This window comes from Ferribacterium limneticum (assembly GCF_020510585.1).
In the GTDB taxonomy this organism is placed as follows: Bacteria; Pseudomonadota; Gammaproteobacteria; order Burkholderiales; family Rhodocyclaceae; genus Azonexus.
This window is the reverse complement of sequence record NZ_CP075190.1, coordinates 1602006-1621996: the sequence shown is the minus strand read 5'-3', so window position 1 is coordinate 1621996 and position 19991 is coordinate 1602006. Positions and strand designations below refer to the sequence as shown.

The 19991-nt window shown below is 60.4% G+C and carries 23 protein-coding genes; 8 read left to right on the top strand and 15 right to left on the bottom strand.

The window, feature by feature from the left end:
- Positions 1-208 precede the first annotated feature (208 nt).
- From KI613_RS07900 to nifE, 3 genes are all read right to left on the bottom strand, one after another.
- Positions 209-721 (bottom strand): hypothetical protein, encoded by a 513-nt coding sequence (locus tag KI613_RS07900; protein WP_226404794.1) that lies wholly within the window; start codon positions 719-721, stop codon positions 209-211.
- A gap of 150 nt (positions 722-871) precedes the next feature.
- Positions 872-1381: a hypothetical protein gene (locus KI613_RS07895; protein ID WP_226404793.1), complete on the bottom strand. Its 510-nt coding sequence runs from the start codon at positions 1379-1381 to the stop codon at positions 872-874.
- 295 nt (positions 1382-1676) lie between these two features.
- Positions 1677-3077 (bottom strand): nitrogenase iron-molybdenum cofactor biosynthesis protein NifE, encoded by a 1401-nt coding sequence (gene nifE, locus KI613_RS07890; protein ID WP_226404792.1) that lies wholly within the window; start codon positions 3075-3077, stop codon positions 1677-1679.
- 224 nt (positions 3078-3301) lie between these two features.
- On the opposite strand from nifE, the gene KI613_RS07885 reads away from it, so the two are divergent.
- Positions 3302-3736, top strand: coding sequence for a universal stress protein (locus KI613_RS07885; RefSeq protein ID WP_226404791.1), 435 nt, complete (start codon positions 3302-3304; stop codon positions 3734-3736).
- A 50-nt stretch (positions 3737-3786) separates the two neighbouring features.
- Here the strand turns inward: KI613_RS07885 and KI613_RS07880 are convergent, their stop codons facing one another.
- The 9 genes from KI613_RS07880 to rsxA all read right to left on the bottom strand — a co-directional run bounded on the left by KI613_RS07880 (position 3787) and on the right by rsxA (position 11871).
- Positions 3787-4845: a ComEA family DNA-binding protein gene (locus KI613_RS07880; RefSeq protein ID WP_226404790.1), complete on the bottom strand. Its 1059-nt coding sequence runs from the start codon at positions 4843-4845 to the stop codon at positions 3787-3789.
- A gap of 200 nt (positions 4846-5045) precedes the next feature.
- Positions 5046-6377, bottom strand: a complete 1332-nt coding sequence (locus KI613_RS07875) for a citrate transporter (protein ID WP_226404789.1) — start codon at positions 6375-6377, stop codon at positions 5046-5048.
- 147 nt (positions 6378-6524) lie between these two features.
- Positions 6525-6794 carry an RnfH family protein gene (locus KI613_RS07870; RefSeq protein WP_226404788.1) on the bottom strand — a complete coding sequence of 90 codons (270 nt, stop codon included), beginning with the start codon at positions 6792-6794 and terminating at the stop codon, positions 6525-6527.
- Between the two features lie 11 nt (positions 6795-6805).
- Positions 6806-7504, bottom strand: coding sequence for an electron transport complex subunit E (locus KI613_RS07865; protein ID WP_226404787.1), 699 nt, complete (start codon positions 7502-7504; stop codon positions 6806-6808).
- A 9-nt stretch (positions 7505-7513) separates the two neighbouring features.
- Complete coding sequence (gene rsxG, locus KI613_RS07860) at positions 7514-8119, bottom strand: electron transport complex subunit RsxG (protein WP_226404785.1); 606 nt, start codon at positions 8117-8119, stop codon at positions 7514-7516.
- Position 8120: 1 nt separating this feature from the next.
- A complete protein-coding gene (locus KI613_RS07855; RefSeq protein WP_226404784.1) occupies positions 8121-9218 on the bottom strand; it encodes an RnfABCDGE type electron transport complex subunit D in 1098 nt (365 codons plus the stop codon).
- Positions 9215-10744 carry an electron transport complex subunit RsxC gene (gene rsxC, locus KI613_RS07850; RefSeq protein ID WP_226404782.1) on the bottom strand — a complete coding sequence of 510 codons (1530 nt, stop codon included), beginning with the start codon at positions 10742-10744 and terminating at the stop codon, positions 9215-9217. The genes KI613_RS07855 and rsxC overlap by 4 nt, the downstream gene beginning before the upstream one ends.
- A gap of 7 nt (positions 10745-10751) precedes the next feature.
- Positions 10752-11279, bottom strand: a complete 528-nt coding sequence (locus KI613_RS07845) for an RnfABCDGE type electron transport complex subunit B (RefSeq protein ID WP_226404780.1) — start codon at positions 11277-11279, stop codon at positions 10752-10754.
- Positions 11280-11292: 13 nt separating this feature from the next.
- The gene (gene rsxA, locus KI613_RS07840) at positions 11293-11871 is read right to left on the bottom strand and encodes an electron transport complex subunit RsxA (protein ID WP_226404778.1); all 579 of its coding nucleotides are present in this window, start codon (positions 11869-11871) and stop codon (positions 11293-11295) included.
- Between the two features lie 266 nt (positions 11872-12137).
- On the opposite strand from rsxA, the gene nifL reads away from it, so the two are divergent.
- On the top strand, positions 12138-13670 hold the full coding sequence (gene nifL, locus KI613_RS07835; RefSeq protein ID WP_226404776.1) for a nitrogen fixation negative regulator NifL: 1533 nt from the start codon (positions 12138-12140) through the stop codon (positions 13668-13670).
- Positions 13671-13692: 22 nt separating this feature from the next.
- Positions 13693-15336: a nif-specific transcriptional activator NifA gene (gene nifA / locus KI613_RS07830; RefSeq protein ID WP_226404774.1), complete on the top strand. Its 1644-nt coding sequence runs from the start codon at positions 13693-13695 to the stop codon at positions 15334-15336.
- Positions 15337-15431: 95 nt separating this feature from the next.
- Here nifA and KI613_RS07825 read toward each other — a convergent pair whose 3' ends face one another.
- On the bottom strand, positions 15432-15743 hold the full coding sequence (locus KI613_RS07825) for a hypothetical protein (protein ID WP_226404772.1): 312 nt from the start codon (positions 15741-15743) through the stop codon (positions 15432-15434).
- 332 nt (positions 15744-16075) lie between these two features.
- Between KI613_RS07825 and KI613_RS07820 the strand changes: the two genes are divergently transcribed.
- The 5 genes from KI613_RS07820 (at position 16076) to KI613_RS07800 (ending at position 17977) form a co-directional block, all read left to right on the top strand.
- Complete coding sequence (locus KI613_RS07820) at positions 16076-16405, top strand: (2Fe-2S) ferredoxin domain-containing protein (protein ID WP_226404771.1); 330 nt, start codon at positions 16076-16078, stop codon at positions 16403-16405.
- A 4-nt stretch (positions 16406-16409) separates the two neighbouring features.
- Positions 16410-16682 (top strand): nitrogen fixation protein NifZ, encoded by a 273-nt coding sequence (locus KI613_RS07815; RefSeq protein ID WP_226404769.1) that lies wholly within the window; start codon positions 16410-16412, stop codon positions 16680-16682.
- 2 nt (positions 16683-16684) lie between these two features.
- Complete coding sequence (locus KI613_RS07810) at positions 16685-17218, top strand: flavodoxin (RefSeq protein ID WP_226404767.1); 534 nt, start codon at positions 16685-16687, stop codon at positions 17216-17218.
- Positions 17215-17520 carry a hypothetical protein gene (locus tag KI613_RS07805; RefSeq protein ID WP_226404766.1) on the top strand — a complete coding sequence of 102 codons (306 nt, stop codon included), beginning with the start codon at positions 17215-17217 and terminating at the stop codon, positions 17518-17520. The genes KI613_RS07810 and KI613_RS07805 overlap by 4 nt, the downstream gene beginning before the upstream one ends.
- 94 nt (positions 17521-17614) lie before the next feature.
- Entirely contained in the window at positions 17615-17977 is a 363-nt protein-coding gene (locus KI613_RS07800; RefSeq protein ID WP_226404764.1) for a hypothetical protein, read from the top strand.
- Positions 17978-18441: 464 nt separating this feature from the next.
- Here KI613_RS07800 and KI613_RS07795 read toward each other — a convergent pair whose 3' ends face one another.
- Both KI613_RS07795 and KI613_RS07790 read right to left on the bottom strand, forming a co-directional pair.
- Complete coding sequence (locus tag KI613_RS07795) at positions 18442-18774, bottom strand: cupin domain-containing protein (RefSeq protein WP_226404762.1); 333 nt, start codon at positions 18772-18774, stop codon at positions 18442-18444.
- Positions 18775-18927: 153 nt separating this feature from the next.
- The gene (locus KI613_RS07790) at positions 18928-19710 is read right to left on the bottom strand and encodes a class II aldolase/adducin family protein (protein ID WP_226404760.1); all 783 of its coding nucleotides are present in this window, start codon (positions 19708-19710) and stop codon (positions 18928-18930) included.
- Positions 19711-19991: the final 281 nt, after the last annotated feature.

The window sequence follows — 19991 nt, the reverse complement described above, 5'->3', positions numbered from 1 at the left end:
ATCGTCCGCAGAAAGCTGATGCTCCAATCAAAACCCACCGAAACAGCCAAGATATGACTGATTCGCCACTACCCACCCAGGACCCGCAGGCGTCGTTTCCAGCGACCATGGAAATAAAGGCTGACCCCACGGTCAACCCGGAAAATCAGCCAAAATCGAAATCTTCCGCAGCAGCCGGCTCAGCCCCCACCACCACCAGCAACGCGCCTTATTGCGCCATGCGCTGACGTCCGGAATTCCTCGCCCGCTCTTCCATTTGCGCTGATGTCGCCTGGCTGCGGCGATCCGGGAAGGAAATGACCTGGGCGGCAACCCGCCGCTCGATGGCCGGAAAAAATGCTGCCCCACGAATCAAGTTGATGAAGGCACCTGGATTGACGCTGGACATTAATTCTGTGCTCAGGCGGTTAATTTCTGCGGCTCTTTCCGAGAGTATCGTGCGGTAGTCATTGAGCAGATCGCCATAGCGCCGGGCTTTGTGCTGACACAACGCAGCCCATTCGGCAAACAGTTTGGGGCCGCTCGTCATGCTGGCCAGGGCAGATTTGTAGTACAGGGCATTTTCTGAAATGGCGGCATGCATCGCTTCGACTTGCTTGATTTGCAGCCGTTGCTGCGCGTCTACGAGCGCCGAGGCGATCTGCAGTGAAATGGCGATTGACGCTTCCGGACTGTTATTTCCGGATTGCTGCCGAGTCGTTTGTTCGGTGGTGCGGGGCATATCGGATACCTCCTGGAATTCATGGACCAGAAATTGAGCGAAAAACCCTGACTGTCTCGGCTTCGCCCAGGTGGTGAATACGCTTGACCTGGAAGTGAGCTAACCGGGGACAACCCCCAGCTCTTTCTTCCAGTGTGCAGCCTGTCCGGTTCAGGCCGTATTCCGTTTTTGGGCGGTGCGCTGGTCTGAATGCGTCGGCATCAATACGGACGTAGTAGCGATACGACGCTCGGGGAAGGAAATGACCATCGAGGTGACTCGCCGCTCATTGGCGAATTCGATTGGCTTGAGCTCATTGCTCTGGAAGTTGCCAGCGATCCCGGAGAATGATTCGGAAACCAGGCGGTTCATGTCGACCGCGCTTTGCGACATGATGTCAATGCAGGCATAGGCAAAATCGTTATAGCGCTGCGCCTTGTCGTGGCACAGGGCCGACCACTGGTCGAGCAGCCCGGAACTTTCCGCCATTTTTTCCAGAACCGATTTGCAGTAAATGGAATTTTCCGAAACCGCTGCAAGCGCTGCGTCGATTTGCTTAATGTGCAGACGCTTCCGCGCTTCCGCCATCGTCATGGCCATCTGCACCGGGATAGTGACTCCAAAATCCGGACTGGCCTTTCCGGTTTGCTGCCGGTCGCTGTGTTGGGTAGTACGTGCCATATTGGATACCTCCTGGAATTTCCTGACCAATAATCGAGCGAAAACCCCTGCCCCCACATGCGCCCCGGCTCTCAGTGAAATCTCAAAATGCCTTCACCCTGCAGCGGACAAATTTACGCTGCACAAAACAAACCAAAGGATTTTTCGCTGCCGAACAGCGTTCCTCAACGCTATCAGTCGTTGACCGCAGCAATCGGCACGGGGTTCCCGGCCCCATCATCACCCGACTCAGATCAGTCGGGCGTTGCCTTGTCCCGGGAATTGACGCACCGCCGGGGCGGCCATTTTCAGAGCTTTACGCCGCCAGCACAGTGCCGGGACCACTTTGTTTAGCCCACGGCGCCGGCTTGCGCACCGCAGCCCAGACCGGGCTTTCCATCGAAAGGGCCAACTGGCGGGCCAGTTCGCTCATGCCGGCGTAACCGGCGTAACCGAATTCACGTTCCTGATTGATGTCGAGGAAGGGAATCCGTGCCTTGAGCGCCGTGTAGAGATTGCGCCCGCCAGCGATCAGGATGTCGGCCTTGTACTCGTGGTAGGTCGACAACAGCGCCTTCGGGCTGCCGTCATCGATCATCTTGGTGTCCTCGCCCATCAGCTCGCGAATGCGCGCCTTGTCTTCTTCGGTCGATTTCTTGGTGCCGGTAGCCACCACCTTCATGCCCAGATCCTGCAGGGCGGAAACGATGGACCACGATTTGACGCCGCCGGTGTAGAGCAGCACGCGCTTATCCTTGAGGCGGGCGCGCCAGGGTTCGAGCGCGGCGTGGGCCTTGGCTTCCTCGCGGGCGATGACCGCTTCGGTCCGCGCTGTGAGATCCGGGTCGCCGATCAACCGGGCGAAATCGCGCAGCGCGTTGGAGACATCCTGGACGCCGTAGAAACTGCCTTCGAAGAAGGGTTGGCCGAAGGTGTCCTGCATCTTGCGCGCCACGTTGAGCAGCGCCTTGGCACAGACCACCATGTTCACCTTGGCGCGGTGCATGGTCTGCACTTCATGGAAACGCGAGTCGCCGGACAGCGTGCACAGAATGCGCAGGCCGAGTTCGTCGAAGAGCGGCGCGACATGCCAGAACTCGCCGGCAATGTTGTATTCGCCGATCAGATTGACGTCGTAGGTCGGCAGGCCGTCGGCGCGCGGCACGACGGGCGCTGGCTCGGCGGTGCCGATGACGTGCTTGAACATGGCTTCACCGGCCAGCCGGTTGCCGAGATTCTTGGTACCGTAGAAGCCGGCGGCATCGACCGGAACGACTGGCGTTCCCCAGCGTTCGGTCGCCGCCTTGCAGACGGCCCCGACGTCATCGCCGATCAGCGCGGTGACGCAGGTGTTGTAGATGAAGACCGCTTTCGGCGCATAGCTGTCGATGGCCTGCTTGATGGCATGAAACAGCCGCTTCTCGCCGCGCCCCATGACCACGTCGGTTTCCGACAGGTCGGTGGTCATGCCGATCTTGTACAGGGTCACGCCGGAAGAGCGTGTGCCGCGGTTGTCCCAGGAGGAGCCGGCACAGGCAATCGGACCGTGCACGATGTGGGCAACGTCAGCAATCGGCAGCAGCGCAATCTGCGCGCCGTCAAAGGAACAGCCGCCCGCCGTGGCGCCAGGCTTTGGCTTGGCGCAGCCGGACTTTTCCTTGGTGTTGTGGGTACAGGCTGGCTCGTCGAGCAAGGCCTGGATTTCGCTGGCTTTCATGCTGTTCTCCAGAGGTCTGGATAGCAATTAGCAAGACGGGTGCCACCTTTAATCCATTGATTTATATGGATTTAAAACCGCATAAATTGTCGCCTTTGCGACAAGCCGGGCATCTATCGACAAAAACACGACGGCTTTCGCAATGCCGCTATCGAAATAAGCGAACGCCCTCTAGAGTTAAGGAGAGGAAGCACTCCCCCCAAATCAGGCGAAAGGCGATTCAAATGCGTTCCGTACTACTTCCTGTCGACGGCTCGAAACATGCCTTCGCCGCGGCCCTCTACCTGATTGAGTTTGCCAAGTTGCACGGTTCGCTTGAGGTGCATGTTGTCCATGTCGAGCCGGCACCGGTCGCCTGGCAAACCCAGGGCATGGCAGAGGTCGAGATCCAGAGGCATCAGGCCGCCCGTGCGGACATCGTGTTCAAGCCTGTCCACAAGGTATTGAGCGAGGCCGGCATCCGCCATGAAACGTACGTCAGGCAGGGTGAAACAGCCGAAGTCATCGTCGGGCTGGCCGATGAACTGGGGTGCGACAGCATTGTCATGGGTACCCGCGGCATGGGCGGGCTGGCTGCCTTGGCTCTGGGTTCGGTGACGCGCAAGGTGCTTCATCTGGCGACAAAACCGGTTGTCTGCGTCAAGGCTGAGAACGACTGAAACGAGTCCGCCCCGACCTTCACCGGCCGGGGCGAACATTTCGTGTCAGCTTAGAGGGCGAGTTCGTCGCGCAGCTTGGCCAACAGCTTGGGGCCGACGCCCTTGACCTTGCCCAGATCGTCGAGCGACGCATAGGGACGGCCGGCGATGATGGCCTTTACCAGGGTAGCGCTCAGGCCTTTGACGGCGAGCAGTTCTGCTTCGCTGGCGGCATTGACGGCAACGCCCTTGGTGACCGGGGCTTTGGCTGCCTTGGTGGCGGCTTTGCTTTCCTTGGCTGGCGCTTTGCTCTCCTTGGTCACCGGCTTCGGCTCGGCTTTTGCCTTTACCTTCGCAGCCTTTTCCTTCGGCGCTTCTTTCTTGGCGGCAGCTTTTGGCTTGGCCTTGGCCGGAGCTTCGAGCGAAAGATTGCAGTAGTCGCGCGTCACGTAACCAGCCGGACCCCATTCACGCAGCATCAGGGTCAGCACGCCCGGGCCTTCAGGGGCAGCGGCCGGCACGACAAAGTTGCAGTCGGTCAGCTGCTGGCCACCACCCAGCACGCCGAGAATCATGCTGGCGACCGGGATACCCTGCCAGCTACCGCCGGCATAGGGTTCGTCGAGGGCCCAAACTTCAAGGGCCAGGGTGCCGCTCAGGTTGTCTTCGGCGCGCGGATTTTCAATGGCATCGACCGTCAGCGTGGCCATGCCATCAGCCAGGGCGCAGGTCACATTGCCCGACAACTTGGGCTGCACGAAGCTTTCAGCGACTGGATAAACGGCAAGATCGGCGACGCTCGGCAAACCATTCTCACCCCAGAATACCAGGGCCAGCGCCATTTCCTGATCATCGGTACCAGCTGGCGGCATGGCGGCAACCGTGGCGGTCAGGCTCTGATAGCCGGCGGCCGGATAGACGGCCAGCTCGGCAACCTTGACGCCAGCCAGTTGCTGATCCGGAAAGCCTGACACGCTGCTCCACAACTGCAGCGCCCATTGCGATGCGGCGCTTAGCGCCGCATCAGAAAAGATCAGTTCGGCATTGATCAGGACGGAGTCGCCATCAAAGCAGTAACCATGCGTTTCGCCAATGTTGGCCAGGGCGTTTCCGGAAATGTCTTGCGTCATAAATTGATACCTGTTCTATCGATTCGGGAGGCGCATTATATGTTTCATTTTTCGTTTTTTATCATGTAGTTAGTATTGTTTTTTTGGCACTGGAATGGTGCGCAAAAACAGCCTGCTTTGTCGCAAAGGCGACATGAAAAAAGGCGGCCGAAGCCGCCTTTAATTTCATTTTTAGCCGTTTTTTCTGGTTGACCGTGGGATCACTGCGCCGGGGCCGGAATCGCGACTGGCGCTTCGGCAACAACCGGCGCCACCACTTTCTTGTGGCCGGCATCGGGATGCCAGCCGAGCACAGCCAGCATGACCATGAAGCCGACGACGTAGGCGAAGGCGACGTGCCAGCCATGCTTGAGCCACTGAACGGCCGACTTGGCCTCCGGGTACATGTTGGACAGCGCGACGCCGGCCGACGAGCCGAACCACAGCATCGAACCACCGAAGCCGACGGCATAGGCCAGGAAGCCCCAGTCGAAGCCACCCTGACGCAAAGCCAGCGCGGTGAGCGGGATGTTGTCGAAGACGGCGGAGACGAAGCCCAGCGTGAAGGCCGATTGCCACGAAGCCGGCGGCAGCGCTTCGACCGGCATCATCGAGGCGCAGAGCACGAGCGAGAGCAGGAAGATCGAGCCCTTGATGGTTTCCGGCATCAGTTCCCAGTCGTGGCGACGCACCGGGATGGTCAGGATGATGGCGACCCACACGGCGACGCCGATGAACGGGAAGTGCTCGGCCATTTCCGGGAACTTGATGTTGATGGTGATGTTGGTTGCCACGGCGAAAACCAGCATGGTGGCAACGATGAAAATGCGGCCCCAGTCGACCTTGGTATGAGCGTGCGCATGCTTGATGATCGGCGAGTAGGCGTGCTGCTGCTTGGCGCCAAAGTAGCCGATGATGAGCAGCGCGACGCCGGCCGCGACGTAGGCATCGAAAACCTGAACCGGGCTGATGCCATCGATCCACATCATGGTTGTCGTCGTATCGCCAACCACCGAGCCGGAACCGCCGGCATTGGAGGCGGCGACGATGGCGGCCAGATAGCCGATATGGACCTTGCCCTTGAACAATTGGTGCGCCATGGCGCCACCGATCAGGGCGGCAGCGATGTTGTCGAGGAAGCTGGAAATAACGAAAACCATGACCAGCATGACGAAGCCGCCCTTCCAGTCGTCCGGCAGATATTTCGGCAGGATCACCGGCACATGGCTCTTTTCGAAATGGCGGGCAAGCAGTGCAAAGCCGGTGAGCAGGCAGAACAGGTTGGCCACCGTCACCCACTCATGACCAAGAAGTCCCACAAACCCGGCAACGCCAGCACCGGTCTTGAAACCGGTGAAGATGATCTTGTACAGGCTGATCGTGAACAGGCCGGTCAGCGCGACGTAAAGGGTCACATGGTGAAACAGCGCGACGCCGAGCAGGGTCAGGCCGAAGAGGATGAAATCGACCGGTATGCCGCCAACGCTCGGCAGGGCGTCGGCAGCAAAAGCGGAAGCGGGTAGCAACAGGAGTGCGGGCAATAAACGATGCATGGCTGTTCTCGTGGATGATGAAATTTTGGTTATTTGTGCTGTAAAACGCCCTGAAGAAACCTCCTTCAGGGCGCATCCTGGCCAGCAGACGACGCCATTGTCGACTGCACGGCCCGGTTTTTCAAATTCGGATTATCCCGTAGGGGCTCAATCGTCGGCCATATCCTTGCGTGGCACCGTTTCCGGATCGGCAATGATGCCCCGATAGATCTCGACGCGATCCCCCGCTTTAAGGGCGGCATCGAGCTTGACCAAACGGCCGAAGACGCCGACCTTCTGCGCCGTCAGGTCGATATGCGGGAATTGCTTGAGAATGCCCGAGCGCTCGATGCCCTCGGCCACGGTCGATTCGTCGGGAACCTCGATATTCAGCCAGATTTGCTGACCCGGTTCGGAATAGGCAACACCGATCTGCATAGTTTTTCTCCTCAGGCCGTAGCCAGTTCCGCTTTTTCTGCCGCACGTTCGCCCATGCGCTGCTCCATCACCCGTTTCCCGGCCAGCAAAAAGCCGAGAATGGCGAAGCCGCCCGGCGGCAGGATCATGAGCAGCGCACCGCCGTAACCGGGCAGCTTCATTTCAAGAAAGGCGAAGGACGGCCCAAGCAGGTTGGAGGCCTGGGCGAACAGCGTGCCCGAGCCAAGAAATTCGCGGATCAGGCCGATAAAGGTCAGCGCTCCGGTAAATCCCAGGCCCATGGCCAGCCCGTCGACCGCCGAGGCAGCAACGCCGTTCTTGACGGCAAAGGCCTCGGCCCGGCCGAGAATGGCGCAATTGACCACGATCAGCGCAATGAACAGGCCGAGCACCTTGTACAGATCGTGCATCCAGGCATTCATCGCCATATCGACCACAGTGACCAGCGTTGCAATGAGCACGACGAACACCGGAATCCGCACCTGCGAACTGACCGTGTGGCGAATCATCGACACCAGAATATTGGAAACGACGAGCACCGCCGTCGTTGCCAAGCCCATGCCGAGACCGTTGGTACCGCTCGTGGTGACCGCCATGGTCGGGCACATGGCGAGTAACTGGGAAAAGACTACGTTCTGGTCCCACAGGCCTTCCTTCATGATGCTGCCGTAGTTGTCCCCCAAGGGGACTTCTTTCAGGGCGTCGCTCATTGTTACCTCCTAACCCGAAATTTCTGCTTTGTGGGCGGCGAAGAACTCCAGCCCGCCCTTGACCGCCTTGACCACGGCACGCGGCGTGATGGTCGCCCCGGCAAACTGGTCGAAGACCCCGCTGTCCTTCTTGACGCCCCATTTTTCCGGGGTCGGATCGCCCAGCGACTTGCCGTCAAAATCCTTGATCCACTTGTCTTTCTTGACCTCGATCTTGTCACCTAGGCCTGGGGTTTCGGCGTGCTTGAGCACACGCACGCCGAGCGTCTTGCCTTCGCTATCGACCGCCATGAGCACCTGGATATCGCCGGCGTAGCCGCGTTCGGCCACCTTGAACAGGGCAGCCTTGACCACGCCATCCTTGCGGGCGCGGTAGATGGTTATCGTTTTTTCGCCCTTTTTCAGGTCGACCGTATCCTTCAAAAAATCGTTGTCGGCCATGCCCTGCGGCAGCACTTCGGCCAGTGAATCGCGCAAGTCCTTGGCTTCGGCCGCAGCAATGGCATCACCGGTAGCGCTTGACGCCCAGGCCAGGGCCCCGCTGGCGAGCAAGGCGAAAACACCAAGCAGGATGGGCTGGTAGGCGATCTTTTCGCGGAAAGATTCAAAATTCATCTCAGGCCTCTTTCGTTTCCGGAATATCGAGCGGCTTGCCCTTACGGTCGCGGCCAAGGACGCGCGGCTTGATGAAGCGGTCGATGACCGGTGTCAGCGCGTTCATGAGCAACACTGCGAAGGCCATACCCTCAGGGTAGCCACCGTAAGTTCGGATAACCCAGGTCATGAGACCGATGCCAAGACCGAAGACAATCTGGCCGCTCGTGGTGTTTGGCGAGGTGACGTAATCCGTCGCGATGAAAAAGGCGCCGAGCATCGCCGCTCCCGACAGCAGGTGAGCCGAAACACTCAGGTAATGCGTCGGATCAACGCTGTGACCAATGGCGGCGGGAATCGCCAGCCCGGCCAGCACGGCTGCCGGCGTATGCCAGCTGATGATGCCGACCCCGACCAGATAAAGGCCACCGCCCAGAATAAGCAGTGAGGCCGATTCGCCGAAGCTGCCGGAGCGGGCGCCGATCCACGACAGCACCGGCGCATGGTCGCCGGCCAGCGAATGCAGCAGGTCGATGCCGCGCGACAGTTCAGTCTTGGTGTAGCCGAGCAGCGAAGCGCTGGCCATCGCATCCGGCTGCGGCAGGCTGGTCAGGAAAATGCGCAGGCCGTCGATGAAGTCCGGCGCCATCAACGAGGTCAGCGGCAGCGGATGGACCCACTGGGTGAGCGGCACCGGGAAGGAAACGAGCAGCGCGACGCGGGCGACCATGGCCGGGTTGAAGACGTTCTGCCCCACCCCGCCGAAAACCTGCTTGCCGATCACGATGGCGATGAAACCGCCGACCACCGCCACCCACCACGGCGCCCAGGGCGGCAAGGTCATCGCCAGCAACCAGCCGGTGAGCAGCGCCGAACCGTCGAACAAAGTGCGCTTGATGCGGGTAACGCCCATCATCTTGAGCGACAGGGCCTCGAAACCGAGGCAGGAAAGAATGGTCAGCAGCCACAGGAAGAAAGCCGGCCAGCCGAACAGCCAGAAGCCGTAGAGCGTGGCGGGCACCAGCGCCATCTGGACGCGGAACATCGTGCGGGTAACCGAGTTGCCACCATGGGCGTGCGGCGAGGCAACCGGCTGAGCAGTCAAGGCGGCCGTGTTCATGCTGATTCTCCCTGGGTTTCGGCTTTGGCAGCGGCCTCTGCCGCGGCTTTGGCGGCGGCAGCAGCTTCACGTTCGGCCTTGCGCTTGGCGTTGGCTTCCGCCTTTTCACGCGCCTCACGCTCAAGACGCTCCTGACGTTGCAAGGCCAGTTTTTTGGTTGCATCACCGCGCAGCTTGGCGCGGTCCTGCGCCGCCAGTTCGCCCTTGGCATGGACGAAATACTGAACGAGCGGAATCTTCGACGGGCAGACGTAGGCACAGCAGCCGCAGGCAATGCAGTCTTTCAGCCCGAGATCGATGGCTTCGCCGTAGGCTTCGTTGCGGATGCGCGAACTCATTTCGAGCGGCAGCAGGCCCATCGGGCAGGCCTTGACGCACGATCCACAGCGGATGCACGGGTTTGGCTCCTGCTCGGCGACCTCAACCGTATCGAAAGCCAGGATGCCGCTGGTGCCCTTGACCACCGGCACGCGCCAGTGCGGAATCTGCATGCCCATCATCGGGCCGCCCATGACGCGGCGGGCCAGGCCGAGGCCGTCACCCTTGAGACCGCCGGCGAAGGCAATCACCTCTTCGGCCAGCGTGCCGACGCGCACTTCGATGTTGCCCGGCTGGCTGGCGCAATTGCCGTTGACCGTGACCAGGCGAGAAATGAGCGGCTTGCCTTCGCGCACCGCCGCGCGCAAGGCGAGCGCCGTGCCGACGTTATGCACGATGACGCCAATGTCGGCCGGACGACCGTCGGCCGGCACTTCGATGCCGGTCAGGACCTGAATGAGTTGCTTCTCCGAACCCATCGGGTAACGGGCCGGCACCGGGCGAATCTGCACCGTGTCAAAACCGGATGCAGCAGCCTGCATGGCGGCGATGGCTTCCGGCTTGTTGTCTTCGATGCCGACCAGCGCCACCTTGGCGCCGGTGGCGTGGAGCATGATGCGGATGCCATCGACGATGCCGGCGGCGGCGTCACGCATCAGGCGATCATCACAGGAAAGGTAGGGCTCGCACTCGCCACCATTCATGACCAGCGTCGTGACCTTCGCCTTCGAAGCGCCGATCAGCTTGACGGCCGACGGGAAGGCAGCGCCGCCGAGACCGACAACGCCGGCCGCGGCAACCCGCTTGCCGATTTCAGCCGGATCGAGGGCAAACGGATCGTCGCAACCGTGCAGCTCTATCCACTCGTCGGCGCCATCGGCTTCGAGAATGATCGCCGGCAAAGTCAGGCCAGATGGATGCGGTGCGGTGATTTCGGTGACAGCGGCAATCGTGCCGGAAGTCGGCGCGTGGATCGGGGCCGAAACCATGCCCTGCGCTTCGGCGATCAATTCGCCCTTTTTGACTTTCTGGCCGACCAGCACGACCGGCCGGGCCGGGCCGCCAAGGTGCTGCTGCAGGGGCAGGTAGAGCCTGGCCGGCACCGGCATGACACGCACCGGCTGATCGGCAGCCGGCCGCTTGTGGTCATCCGGATGCACACCCCAGTCATCGCCGAGGAAGTGCTTGAAGAGGTTCATGAATCCCATATCTATCTCACGCAGCGGCAGGTTTGGGCATCACCCAGTGTTGCAGGGTGACTGGCACCGGTTTCATGACCAGTGCCTCGGTCGGGCATTTTTCGATGCAGCTTGAACAGCCGGTGCAGGCTTCGCGGAAGACGTTATGCACCTGCTTGGCGGCGCCGATGATGGCGTCGGTCGGGCAAACCTTCGAGCAGCGGCAACAGCCGATGCACAGTTCTTCGGAAACGACAGCGATCTTCGGACCATCGTCGGACATCGCCGAGAGATCGACCGTCAGGCCCAGCTTGGCAGCGATGGCGGCGGCCAGAGACTTGCCACCCGGCGGGCAGCAGGTTGGCGCCGCGCTACCGTCGGCGATGGCCGTTGCCGCGCCGGAGCAACCGGGGAAGCCGCACTGCCCGCAGTTGGAGCCGGGCATCATGGCGATCAGTTCGTCGACCAGCGGATTGCCCTCGACCTGCAGGAACTTGTTGGCGACACCGAGGATGATGCCAAGGGCGGCACCGAGGAGGGTCAAGCTGAGGATGGCGGCGATCATGGTCTTCTCCCCTTTACACGCTCAGGCCTGAGAAACCCATGAAGGCCAGGGCCAGCAGGCTGATGGTAACGAATGAAATAGGTGCACCGGCGAAGGCGCCGGGTACGCGGGCCAGCGCGATGCGTTCGCGCAGGCCGGCGAAGATGAGCAGCACGATGGTGAAGCCAAGCGCCGAACCGAAACCGTAGAGCAGGCTCTTGAACAGGCTGAACTTCTGCTCGACGTTAAGCAGGGCAACGCCGAGCACAGCACAGTTGGTGGTGATCAGCGGCAGGTAGATGCCGAGCGACTGATAAAGCCCGGGGCTGGATTTCTTGATGAACATCTCGGTGAATTGGACCACCGCTGCGATGACCAGGATGAAGGTCAGGATGCGCAGGTAGCCCAGCCCGAGCGGCTGCAGCATCCAGTTATCGAGCATCCACGAAGCGCCGGCGGCCAGGGTAATGACGAAGGTCGTCGCCAGCCCCATGCCGAGGGCGCTGTCCACGCTCTTCGAAACTCCCATCACCGGACAGAGTCCAAGAAACTTGATGAGCACCACGTTATTGACCAGCGCGGTGGAAAGCAGCAGTAGGAGAAATTCACTCATGTTGGTGTGGTTCCAGTTTTTTTCACTGACCTCACTGCATAAGCCATGCCAATCTACCCTGAAGGGACAAAACCCCACGCTGATGCGCTCTTCGCAGCCAATGCACCAAAAACGGGCATACCCGCGAGCCAAAAATGTCGCAAAGGCGACAGCAATTCGTCGCATTTCCCCCGAAACCCTCGCTACAAGCCCTCGTCGGCCCGGAAATCAAAGTGAGGCACGGATTCTGCTAATAAATAAAAAATGTTTTACTGAGGAGCCTTTCGATGTCGGCTACACCGCTTGCCCAAGCCCGCGCCACTGTCACGCCGGAAACTGCACTGCCGCCCGAGGCCTATAGCCAGGCAGTCAACCAGGCTGACCTGGCGATTTCAATCACTGACGCCAAGGCCAACATCCTGTTTGCCAACGAAGCCTTCACCCGTGTCACCGGCTACAGCAAGGACGAGATCGTCGGCAAGAACGAATCGACGCTATCCAATCACACCACCCCGCCCGAGATATACAAGGCAATGTGGGCCGACCTCTCGGCGCAGAAACCGTGGGCCGGCAAGCTGCTCAACAAGCGCAAGGATGGCGGGCTGTATCTGGCCGAACTGAGCATTTCCCCGGTCGTCGGTGCCGACGGCAAGACCACCCATTTTGTCGGCATGCACCGCGACATTACCGAGATGCACCGTCTCGAACGCCTGGTCCGCAACCAGAAACACCTGATCGAATCGGTCGTCGATGCCGCCCCAATGGCTTTCGCCCTGCTCGACCCGAGCGGCCGCGTCGTTCTCGACAATCAGGAATACAAGAAAATGGTCAGCGACCTGCGCCTCAAGGAGCCGGCCCACACCATTCTCGACAGCCTGTTGCCAAGCTGGCGCGACAACCTGGCCGAGCGCCCGCAGGAATGCCTGGTAAGCCAGCGCGAAGCGCGTGTCGACCGCGCCGCCGGCCGGCCGCGCTGGTTATCCGTCACTTCATCAATCATCGACATGCACAGCGATTGCGCCGACAGCTATTTCTGCGCCGACGGCCAACCCGGCCTGCTCGTCGTCATGTCCGACATCACCAGCCTGCGCGACGAGCAGGAGCGCGCCCGCGCCTCGGCCCTGCAAGCAGTATTGGCCGAGGAAGAGCGCACGGCAGCGATCCGCGAAGGCTTGTCGGCGGCGATCTTCCGCCTCGAAGAACCGATGAACGTCATGACCTCGGCCATTTCGGTGCTCCAGCGCCGCGACCCGGCGAGCGCGGCGATGCTGCAGCAAGCGCTGAGCGGCAGCCGCGAGCACCTCGAAACGCTGCGCCAGGTCATCCCGCAAGGCCAGCACGAAATCGTCGTCGGCGTGAACATGAACGAAATCCTCCGTGACGTACTTGAAGTCAGCACGCCGCGCCTGCTTTCGGCTGGCATCACCGTCGACTGGCAACCGGCTTCGACCCTGCCGCCCATGCTGGGTCGCCCGCTGCAGTTGCGCATGCTGTTCAAGGCGCTGGTCGACAACGCCATCGAGGCAATGAACATCAAGGGCTGGAAGCGGCGCGAGCTGTCATTGATCAGCGCGTTGACCAACGAATGCATCGTCGTTTCCGTCATCGACAGCGGCCCCGGCATTCCGCACGAGTGGCGGCACAAGGCTTTCGAGCCGTTCTTCACGGCCAAGGGCGGCAGCGGCAAGCATATCGGCACCGGCTTGTCGCGCGCCCAGCAGGTGGTCGCCGACCACGGCGGGATCATCGATCTCGACGACAGTCCGAGCGGCGGCTTGGCGGCGATCGTCGAATTCCGCGTCGATGGCGACCCCATCTAAGAAGAACAACAACGAGAACAGCATGCACGAACACATCATTCACTCCCTCTCAGACGAATGCCCGCCGCCCGGCGGTTTCTGCCGAACGCACGAGCTCAACATCCAGTTGCTGGCGGCGCTCTACGCCGTCAGCCGGGTGCTCAGCCGTTCGCTCGATTTCAACGAAACGCTGCGCGACGTCCTACGCGTCCTGCACGACGAGGCCGGCCTGACCCGCGGCCTGATCAGCGTGCTCGATCCGGAAACCGGCAAGCTCAACATCCGCACCATCTACACGCCAGAAGGCCCGATCCTCGACGACAACCAGTACGGCCCGGGCGAAGGCATCATCGGCCTGATCCTCGAAAAGCCGCGCACCATCAAGCTCGTGCGCGTTGCCGACGAAGCCCGCTTCCTCAACCGCGCCCAGGTCTATTCGCCGGAACTGCCCTTCATCGCCGTGCCGATCAAGGTCGGCGGCGACCTCAAGGGCGTGTTGGCAGTTCAGCCGGAAGCGCCCGAGGACGGCCTGCTCGAGGAGCGTGCCCAGTTCGTCGAAATGGTCTCCAACCTGATCGGCCAGAGCCTCAGTCTGTCGATGGCGGTTGCCCAGGAAAAATCCTCGCTGCTCGAAGAGCGCGACCTGCTCCGGCGTACCGTTCGCCACCAGTTCGGCTTCGACAGCATGGTCGGCCGCTCGGCCGTGATGCGCCGGGTTTTCGACCAGGCGCGCATGGTTGCCAAATGGAACACGACCGTGTTGATTCGCGGCGAGACCGGCACCGGCAAGGAGCTGATCGCCAACGCCATCCACTACAACTCGCCACGCGCCCGCAACGCGCTGGTCAAGCTCAACTGCGCCGCGCTGCCGGAAAACCTGCTCGAGTCCGAACTCTTCGGCCACGAACGCGGCGCCTTCACCGGTGCCGTCGAAGCCCGCAAGGGCCGTTTCGAACAGGCCCACGGCGGCACGCTGTTCCTCGACGAAATCGGCGAAGTCTCGGCCGCCTTCCAGGCCAAGATGCTGCGCATCCTGCAGGAAGGCGAATTCGAGCGCGTCGGCGGCAGCAAGACCATCAAGGTCGATGTCCGCATCATCGCCGCGACGCACCGCGATCTGGAGACAGCCGTCGAAATGGGCGACTTCCGCGAAGACTTGTTCTATCGCCTGAACGTCATGCCGCTCTTCCTGCCGCCGCTGCGCGAACGCATCGAAGACATTCCGGAAATCGCCCGTCACCTGCTGACCAAGATCGGTAACGACCAGAAACGCAAGCTCAAGCTGACCGACATGGCCAACCGCCGGCTGGCCAATCACGAGTGGCCGGGCAATGTTCGCGAGCTGGAAAACTGCCTCGAACGCGCCGCCGTGCTCTCCGACGACGGCAACATCGACGTCGATCTGATCCGTTTCCCCAGCGTCCGCGAACGCAGCAGCCCGCGCCCGTTGCGCACCGCCCCCGCGGCTCCGCAGGAGAGTTTCCATCGTCCTGCGGTCAACCCGAATTCCGGGGCAAATTCGGAAATCGACATCGACGATCCGAACCTGTCGGAAAAGGAACGCGTCATCGCCGCGCTGGAACAGGCCGGCTGGGTGCAGGCCAAGGCGGCGCGCATCCTCGGCATGACGCCGCGCCAGATCGCCTACCGGATCCAGACGCTCAATATTGAGGTCAAGCAGTTCTAGGGCGTGTTCCGTGATCCCCGCGCAAGGGGAGATCACGTGCGCTGAACCCTATGGATTCCCGCCTGCGCGGGAATGGCTAATTTGTTCGTGGCGTGCTACCAGGCACGCGCCCCCATCAGGTAGCTCCGGGTTTCCTGCCTGTCGGGTTCCCGCGCTACGGGCTCCACAGCTGGCAGCACGACCTGCGGCGCCACCTCGACCGGCAACAGGTAGTCGCGCAAGCGCAAGACCATGACGAGGAGCGCCTCGTCATCTGCCGCCTCCTCGATTTCAGACAGGCGCTGCCGCGCATAGGCCGGATTTCTGGCCAGGCTTTCCAGATCGACCGACTCGCCCAGGCTGCGCTTGACCTGCAGTTTGAAGCGGGCCAGCAATTGGGCCATTTCCATCTGTTTTTCCATCGACACGTGTTTTCTCCTGGGGATTGCCCCGGCTGGGAATCGGGTAGGACATTTGAGCGAAAATCATGCCGGATGTTGCGACGCACAACAATTCCATATAAATCATTGGCTTAGATAAATTGATTCTGACACGGTTGTTTTCACTGATTCCCAATGGTGCATGAACGACCAGTTGCGTCCATTTTTTGTGCAGAGCACCAAGCCATTTTCAAATATCGCCACCGAATCACGATTGTCGCAAAGCAGACAAGACAAAAAGTTAGCAAGTAATTGAATTAATTAGTTTTCATACCTGGCACTCCCCTTGCAATAGGTTGACCATCAACCAGGAGAGCTCCATGCCAAAACCGAAGAAACACGTACTCGTCTGCGTCCAGGGACGCCCAGCCGGCCACCCGCGCGGCTCCTGTCAGGAAAAGGGCTGCGGCGCCACCTGGCAGGCGTTTTCCGATGAATTCACCGCCCGCAACCTGTGGGCCTCGGGCTTCGCGCTGACCAACACCGGCTGCCTCGGCCCCTGCCACCTCGGCCCGAGCGTGCTGGTGTACCCGGACGGCATCATGTATACCGGCGTCAAGCCGGAAGACGTCGGGGTCATCATCGACGAGCACCTGATGTTCGATCAACCGGTCGAGCGCCTGCTCGCTCCGCCTGACGTCTGGGCCTGAGATCATGGAAACCGCTCAGCAATATCACATCGGCGACATGGTCTTCGCGGCTGAAGACATCTTCAACGACGGCGGCATGCCCGGCTTCGAAGATGAAGAAGCCTTGATCGTTCCCTCCGGCCTGCGCGGCGTCATTGTCCATTTTGGCGTCGCCGAAATGGACGAAACCAAGGAAATCTATCTGGTCCAGTTTGAAAACGGCCCGGATGGCAGCCTCGGCGCCCCTATCGGCTGCCTGCCGGAAGAGCTGACGCAGGATTCCACGGTCAACCAGTAAAAATGGCCAAAATTGGAATCTTCTTCGGCACCGACACCGGCCGCACCCGGCTGATCGCCAAGCAGATGGCGAAAAAGCTGGGTGACGCGGCCGATGCGCCGGTCAATATCGGCCGGACGACGCTAGCAGATTTCCTCGCCTACGATGTGCTCATCGTCGGCAGCCCGACGCTCGGCGATGGCGAGTTGCCCGGCCAGTCGGTCGGACTCAGCCAGCCAAGTTGGGAGGAGTTCCTGCCGCAACTGGCCGGGGCCGACCTTTCCGGCAAGACCATTGCCATCTTCGGACTCGGCGACCAGAAGAAATACGCCGAAGAATTTGTCGACGCCATCGGCCTCATCCACGACGCCGTGGTCGCCCGCGGCGCCCGTGTCGTCGGCCGCTGGCCGACCGCCGGCTACGACTTCACCACCTCGCAGGCGGTGGATGGCGACGAATTCCTCGGCCTGGCCCTCGATCAGCATCACCAACCACTGCTGACCGAAGAGCGCATCAACACCTGGCTGGCCCAAATCCAAACGGAGCTACTGCCATGAACGCCAACCCTTGGGCCGCCCCCAAATCCCGTGAAATCCGCCGTGTCCTCGTCTCGCTCGACGAGCGCATCGCCCAAGCCTGCGACATCGAGCCGGACGCCGGCGACGATCCGCACATCGTCACGCTGCGCCACGCCGAAATCGCCACCCTGCGCGCCCATGTTTACCTGCACGGCCAACGCAGCGGCACCTACGGCATTTTCTACGAGTACCCGCACCCGGTGCCGGGCATCCTGGAAAGCGAAGAAAACCTGCCGCTACCCAAGGTGCTGGCCAGCCTCGCCCTCCATTTCGACGCCTGATTGCCACAATCCGGCCAGCCCTAACCTTTTCCTGCACTCACCGTCCGCCATGAACTCCTTGCCCGGAAACGCCAGCCCCAGCACCAGCAATTTGGTGAAAGAACCCGGCTGCAAAGGGGGCACCCCGGATGCGCGAATCTGGCAGGAAGATCTACCCGCCGAATGGTTGAACGCCGTCGAAGCGCCGCTTTATTACGCCCACTACCGCGAATACGAAATCAGCGCCGAGCGCGCCGTTGGCTACGATGCCGACGACAAGCCCTGCTTCACCTGCCATCGTTTTCTGCTCACCCAAACCAGCACCGGCGAGACAATTCAGCCGGTGGTCACTTTCAGCGAACGGATGTCGGCCTGGCGCCTGCGTGACGATCGCTGGCTGGTCTTCCGGCGCAACAGCGCCAACCACGGCAGCGAACCGGCCAGCTTCTACGCCTTCAGCAGCACCATGCCGCGCTAAGGCCACGCGCCTCCGGCACGAGCACTAGTCCCGCCCATGAAGTACAACATGGCGCCAATGAACCCTCGCCACACGCTCTCTCGATAGGGTTTCGCCCCGTTGCCGTCAGCCGGCGGCGCGACTCATTCGCGCAAAACGACGATAGCGCCCGGTTCCACGGTCAACCGGAAAAAATATCCAAAATTGAAATCCACCAATCCGGCTCCGGCCAATAAAAGGTTCCTCTTGACCAACAATTGTCGAACGGTAGGTGGGCAGCCCTCAGCTGATCTTCAGCAACGGAACCTTCCAACGACAGCTAACTGATTGCAACAGTGATTCAAACAATTCGACGAGATGGTCAAACCAGAGCCGTCGCAAGGTTGATAGCAGCGATCCCATCGGTCTTAAATTTTCAATTGCGTAGGAAGTCGTCGATAGCTTGCTGTCTTGCTGGCAAATCATTGCGTCTGACCAATTTGTTGCTATTTCCGTTTGTGTCGGTCGCATTCTTCGAAATAATCGAGGAACTTGGTCCCGGCAACAAGTTTTGCGCTATGTATCGTGCCTGAAGGAATAACGTATGAGTCGCCCGGGAGATAGCAACGGGTTTCGTCACCAATTGTTAACTCGACTTTGCCGTCGAGCACAGTACCCCACTGCCCGCCGTGCGAATGCGGTGGAATGTAAGCATCGGCATAGATTTCGAAGAAAACGACTTGCCCTTCCTGTGATTGCAACAGGTAAGCTCGCATGCCTTCTGGCGGAAAAGGTAACGCCACTTCTGGCAATCGCGTGATGATGTCTGGCAGTTCCATACCTCCCTCCTCTCAACAGTTCGAACACCCTGCAATTCGGGCTAAATTCCGTATTGATTCCCCAAGCCAAATTAAATATTGCCAGATCGAGACATGTACTCGGTGATGGGTTTCGGCGGATCACTGTTCAACTGTCAAAGGTGCCCATACCTCTCAGGAAGCATAGCCAGGATTGCGGCGATCGAGGCGACGCAAGAGTGCGGGCCAAGCTAGTCCACCGCCGGCACCTCTCGTCACCTGCTCCCACTGCGCCTGTGCGCCATCAATAATGGACTGCCCAATCTGCCGCGTTGCCCCCCCACCTGCGGTCGCGCGGACTTGGATCATGCAGGTCGTCTCCATGAAATACATCGCGACAAAGGCTTCAGGGACCGAGCGCCCTACCGTTAGCAGTCCGTGATTCCGTAGCATCAGAAATCGCTTGTCACCAAGATCCTTCACTAAGCGAGGCTTTTCGTCCTCGACCAGTGCGACACCTTCGTAATCATGGTAGGCGAGCGACGCGAGCACGAAAATCGAATGCTGAGATAGTGGCAATATTCCGTGCTCTTGCGCCGAAACGGCTACGCCATTAACGCTATGCACGTGCAGCACACACTGCGCGTCTTCGCGCGCCGCGTGTATGGCGCTGTGGATTGTGAACCCAGCCGGATTGATATCGTGGGGGCTGTCATCGAGTTTTTGACCCAGCAAGTCAACCTTGACCAAACTGGATGCCGTGATTTCATCGAAGCCCCAACCGTAAGGATTGATCAGGAAATGATGGTTAGGACCGGGCAGGCGGGCAGAAATATGCGTGAAGATTAGATCATCCCAGCCAAACAAGGCGACTAGCCTATAGCATGCCGCTAGATCAACCCGCAGTCGCCATTCCTCTTCTGAGATGTGCTGCGGCCGAACGGGCGACATGCTTGAAGTGGAGAGTTTCTCATTCACGATGCCTCACCTTCGCAAATTTCGATGATATTGAGAGATGCTGACCTAGATATTTGTTCAAAATAAATCTTGCATAGATCTCAGACGGTGATGCCACGAATCTGCGATTACAGTACGCCGCTCGACTGGCCACGATTAAGGTTTTGAAGGTAGAAAAGCCGCAGACCACCGACCGTTCTAGAAAACCCCTTCTGGCCTGCATTGGCCGAGCAGCAAGCGTTGGTTATCAGGCCGGTTTCACAGTGAAGCGGCCGTCCGGATGACTGCTTCAAGCAATTCCC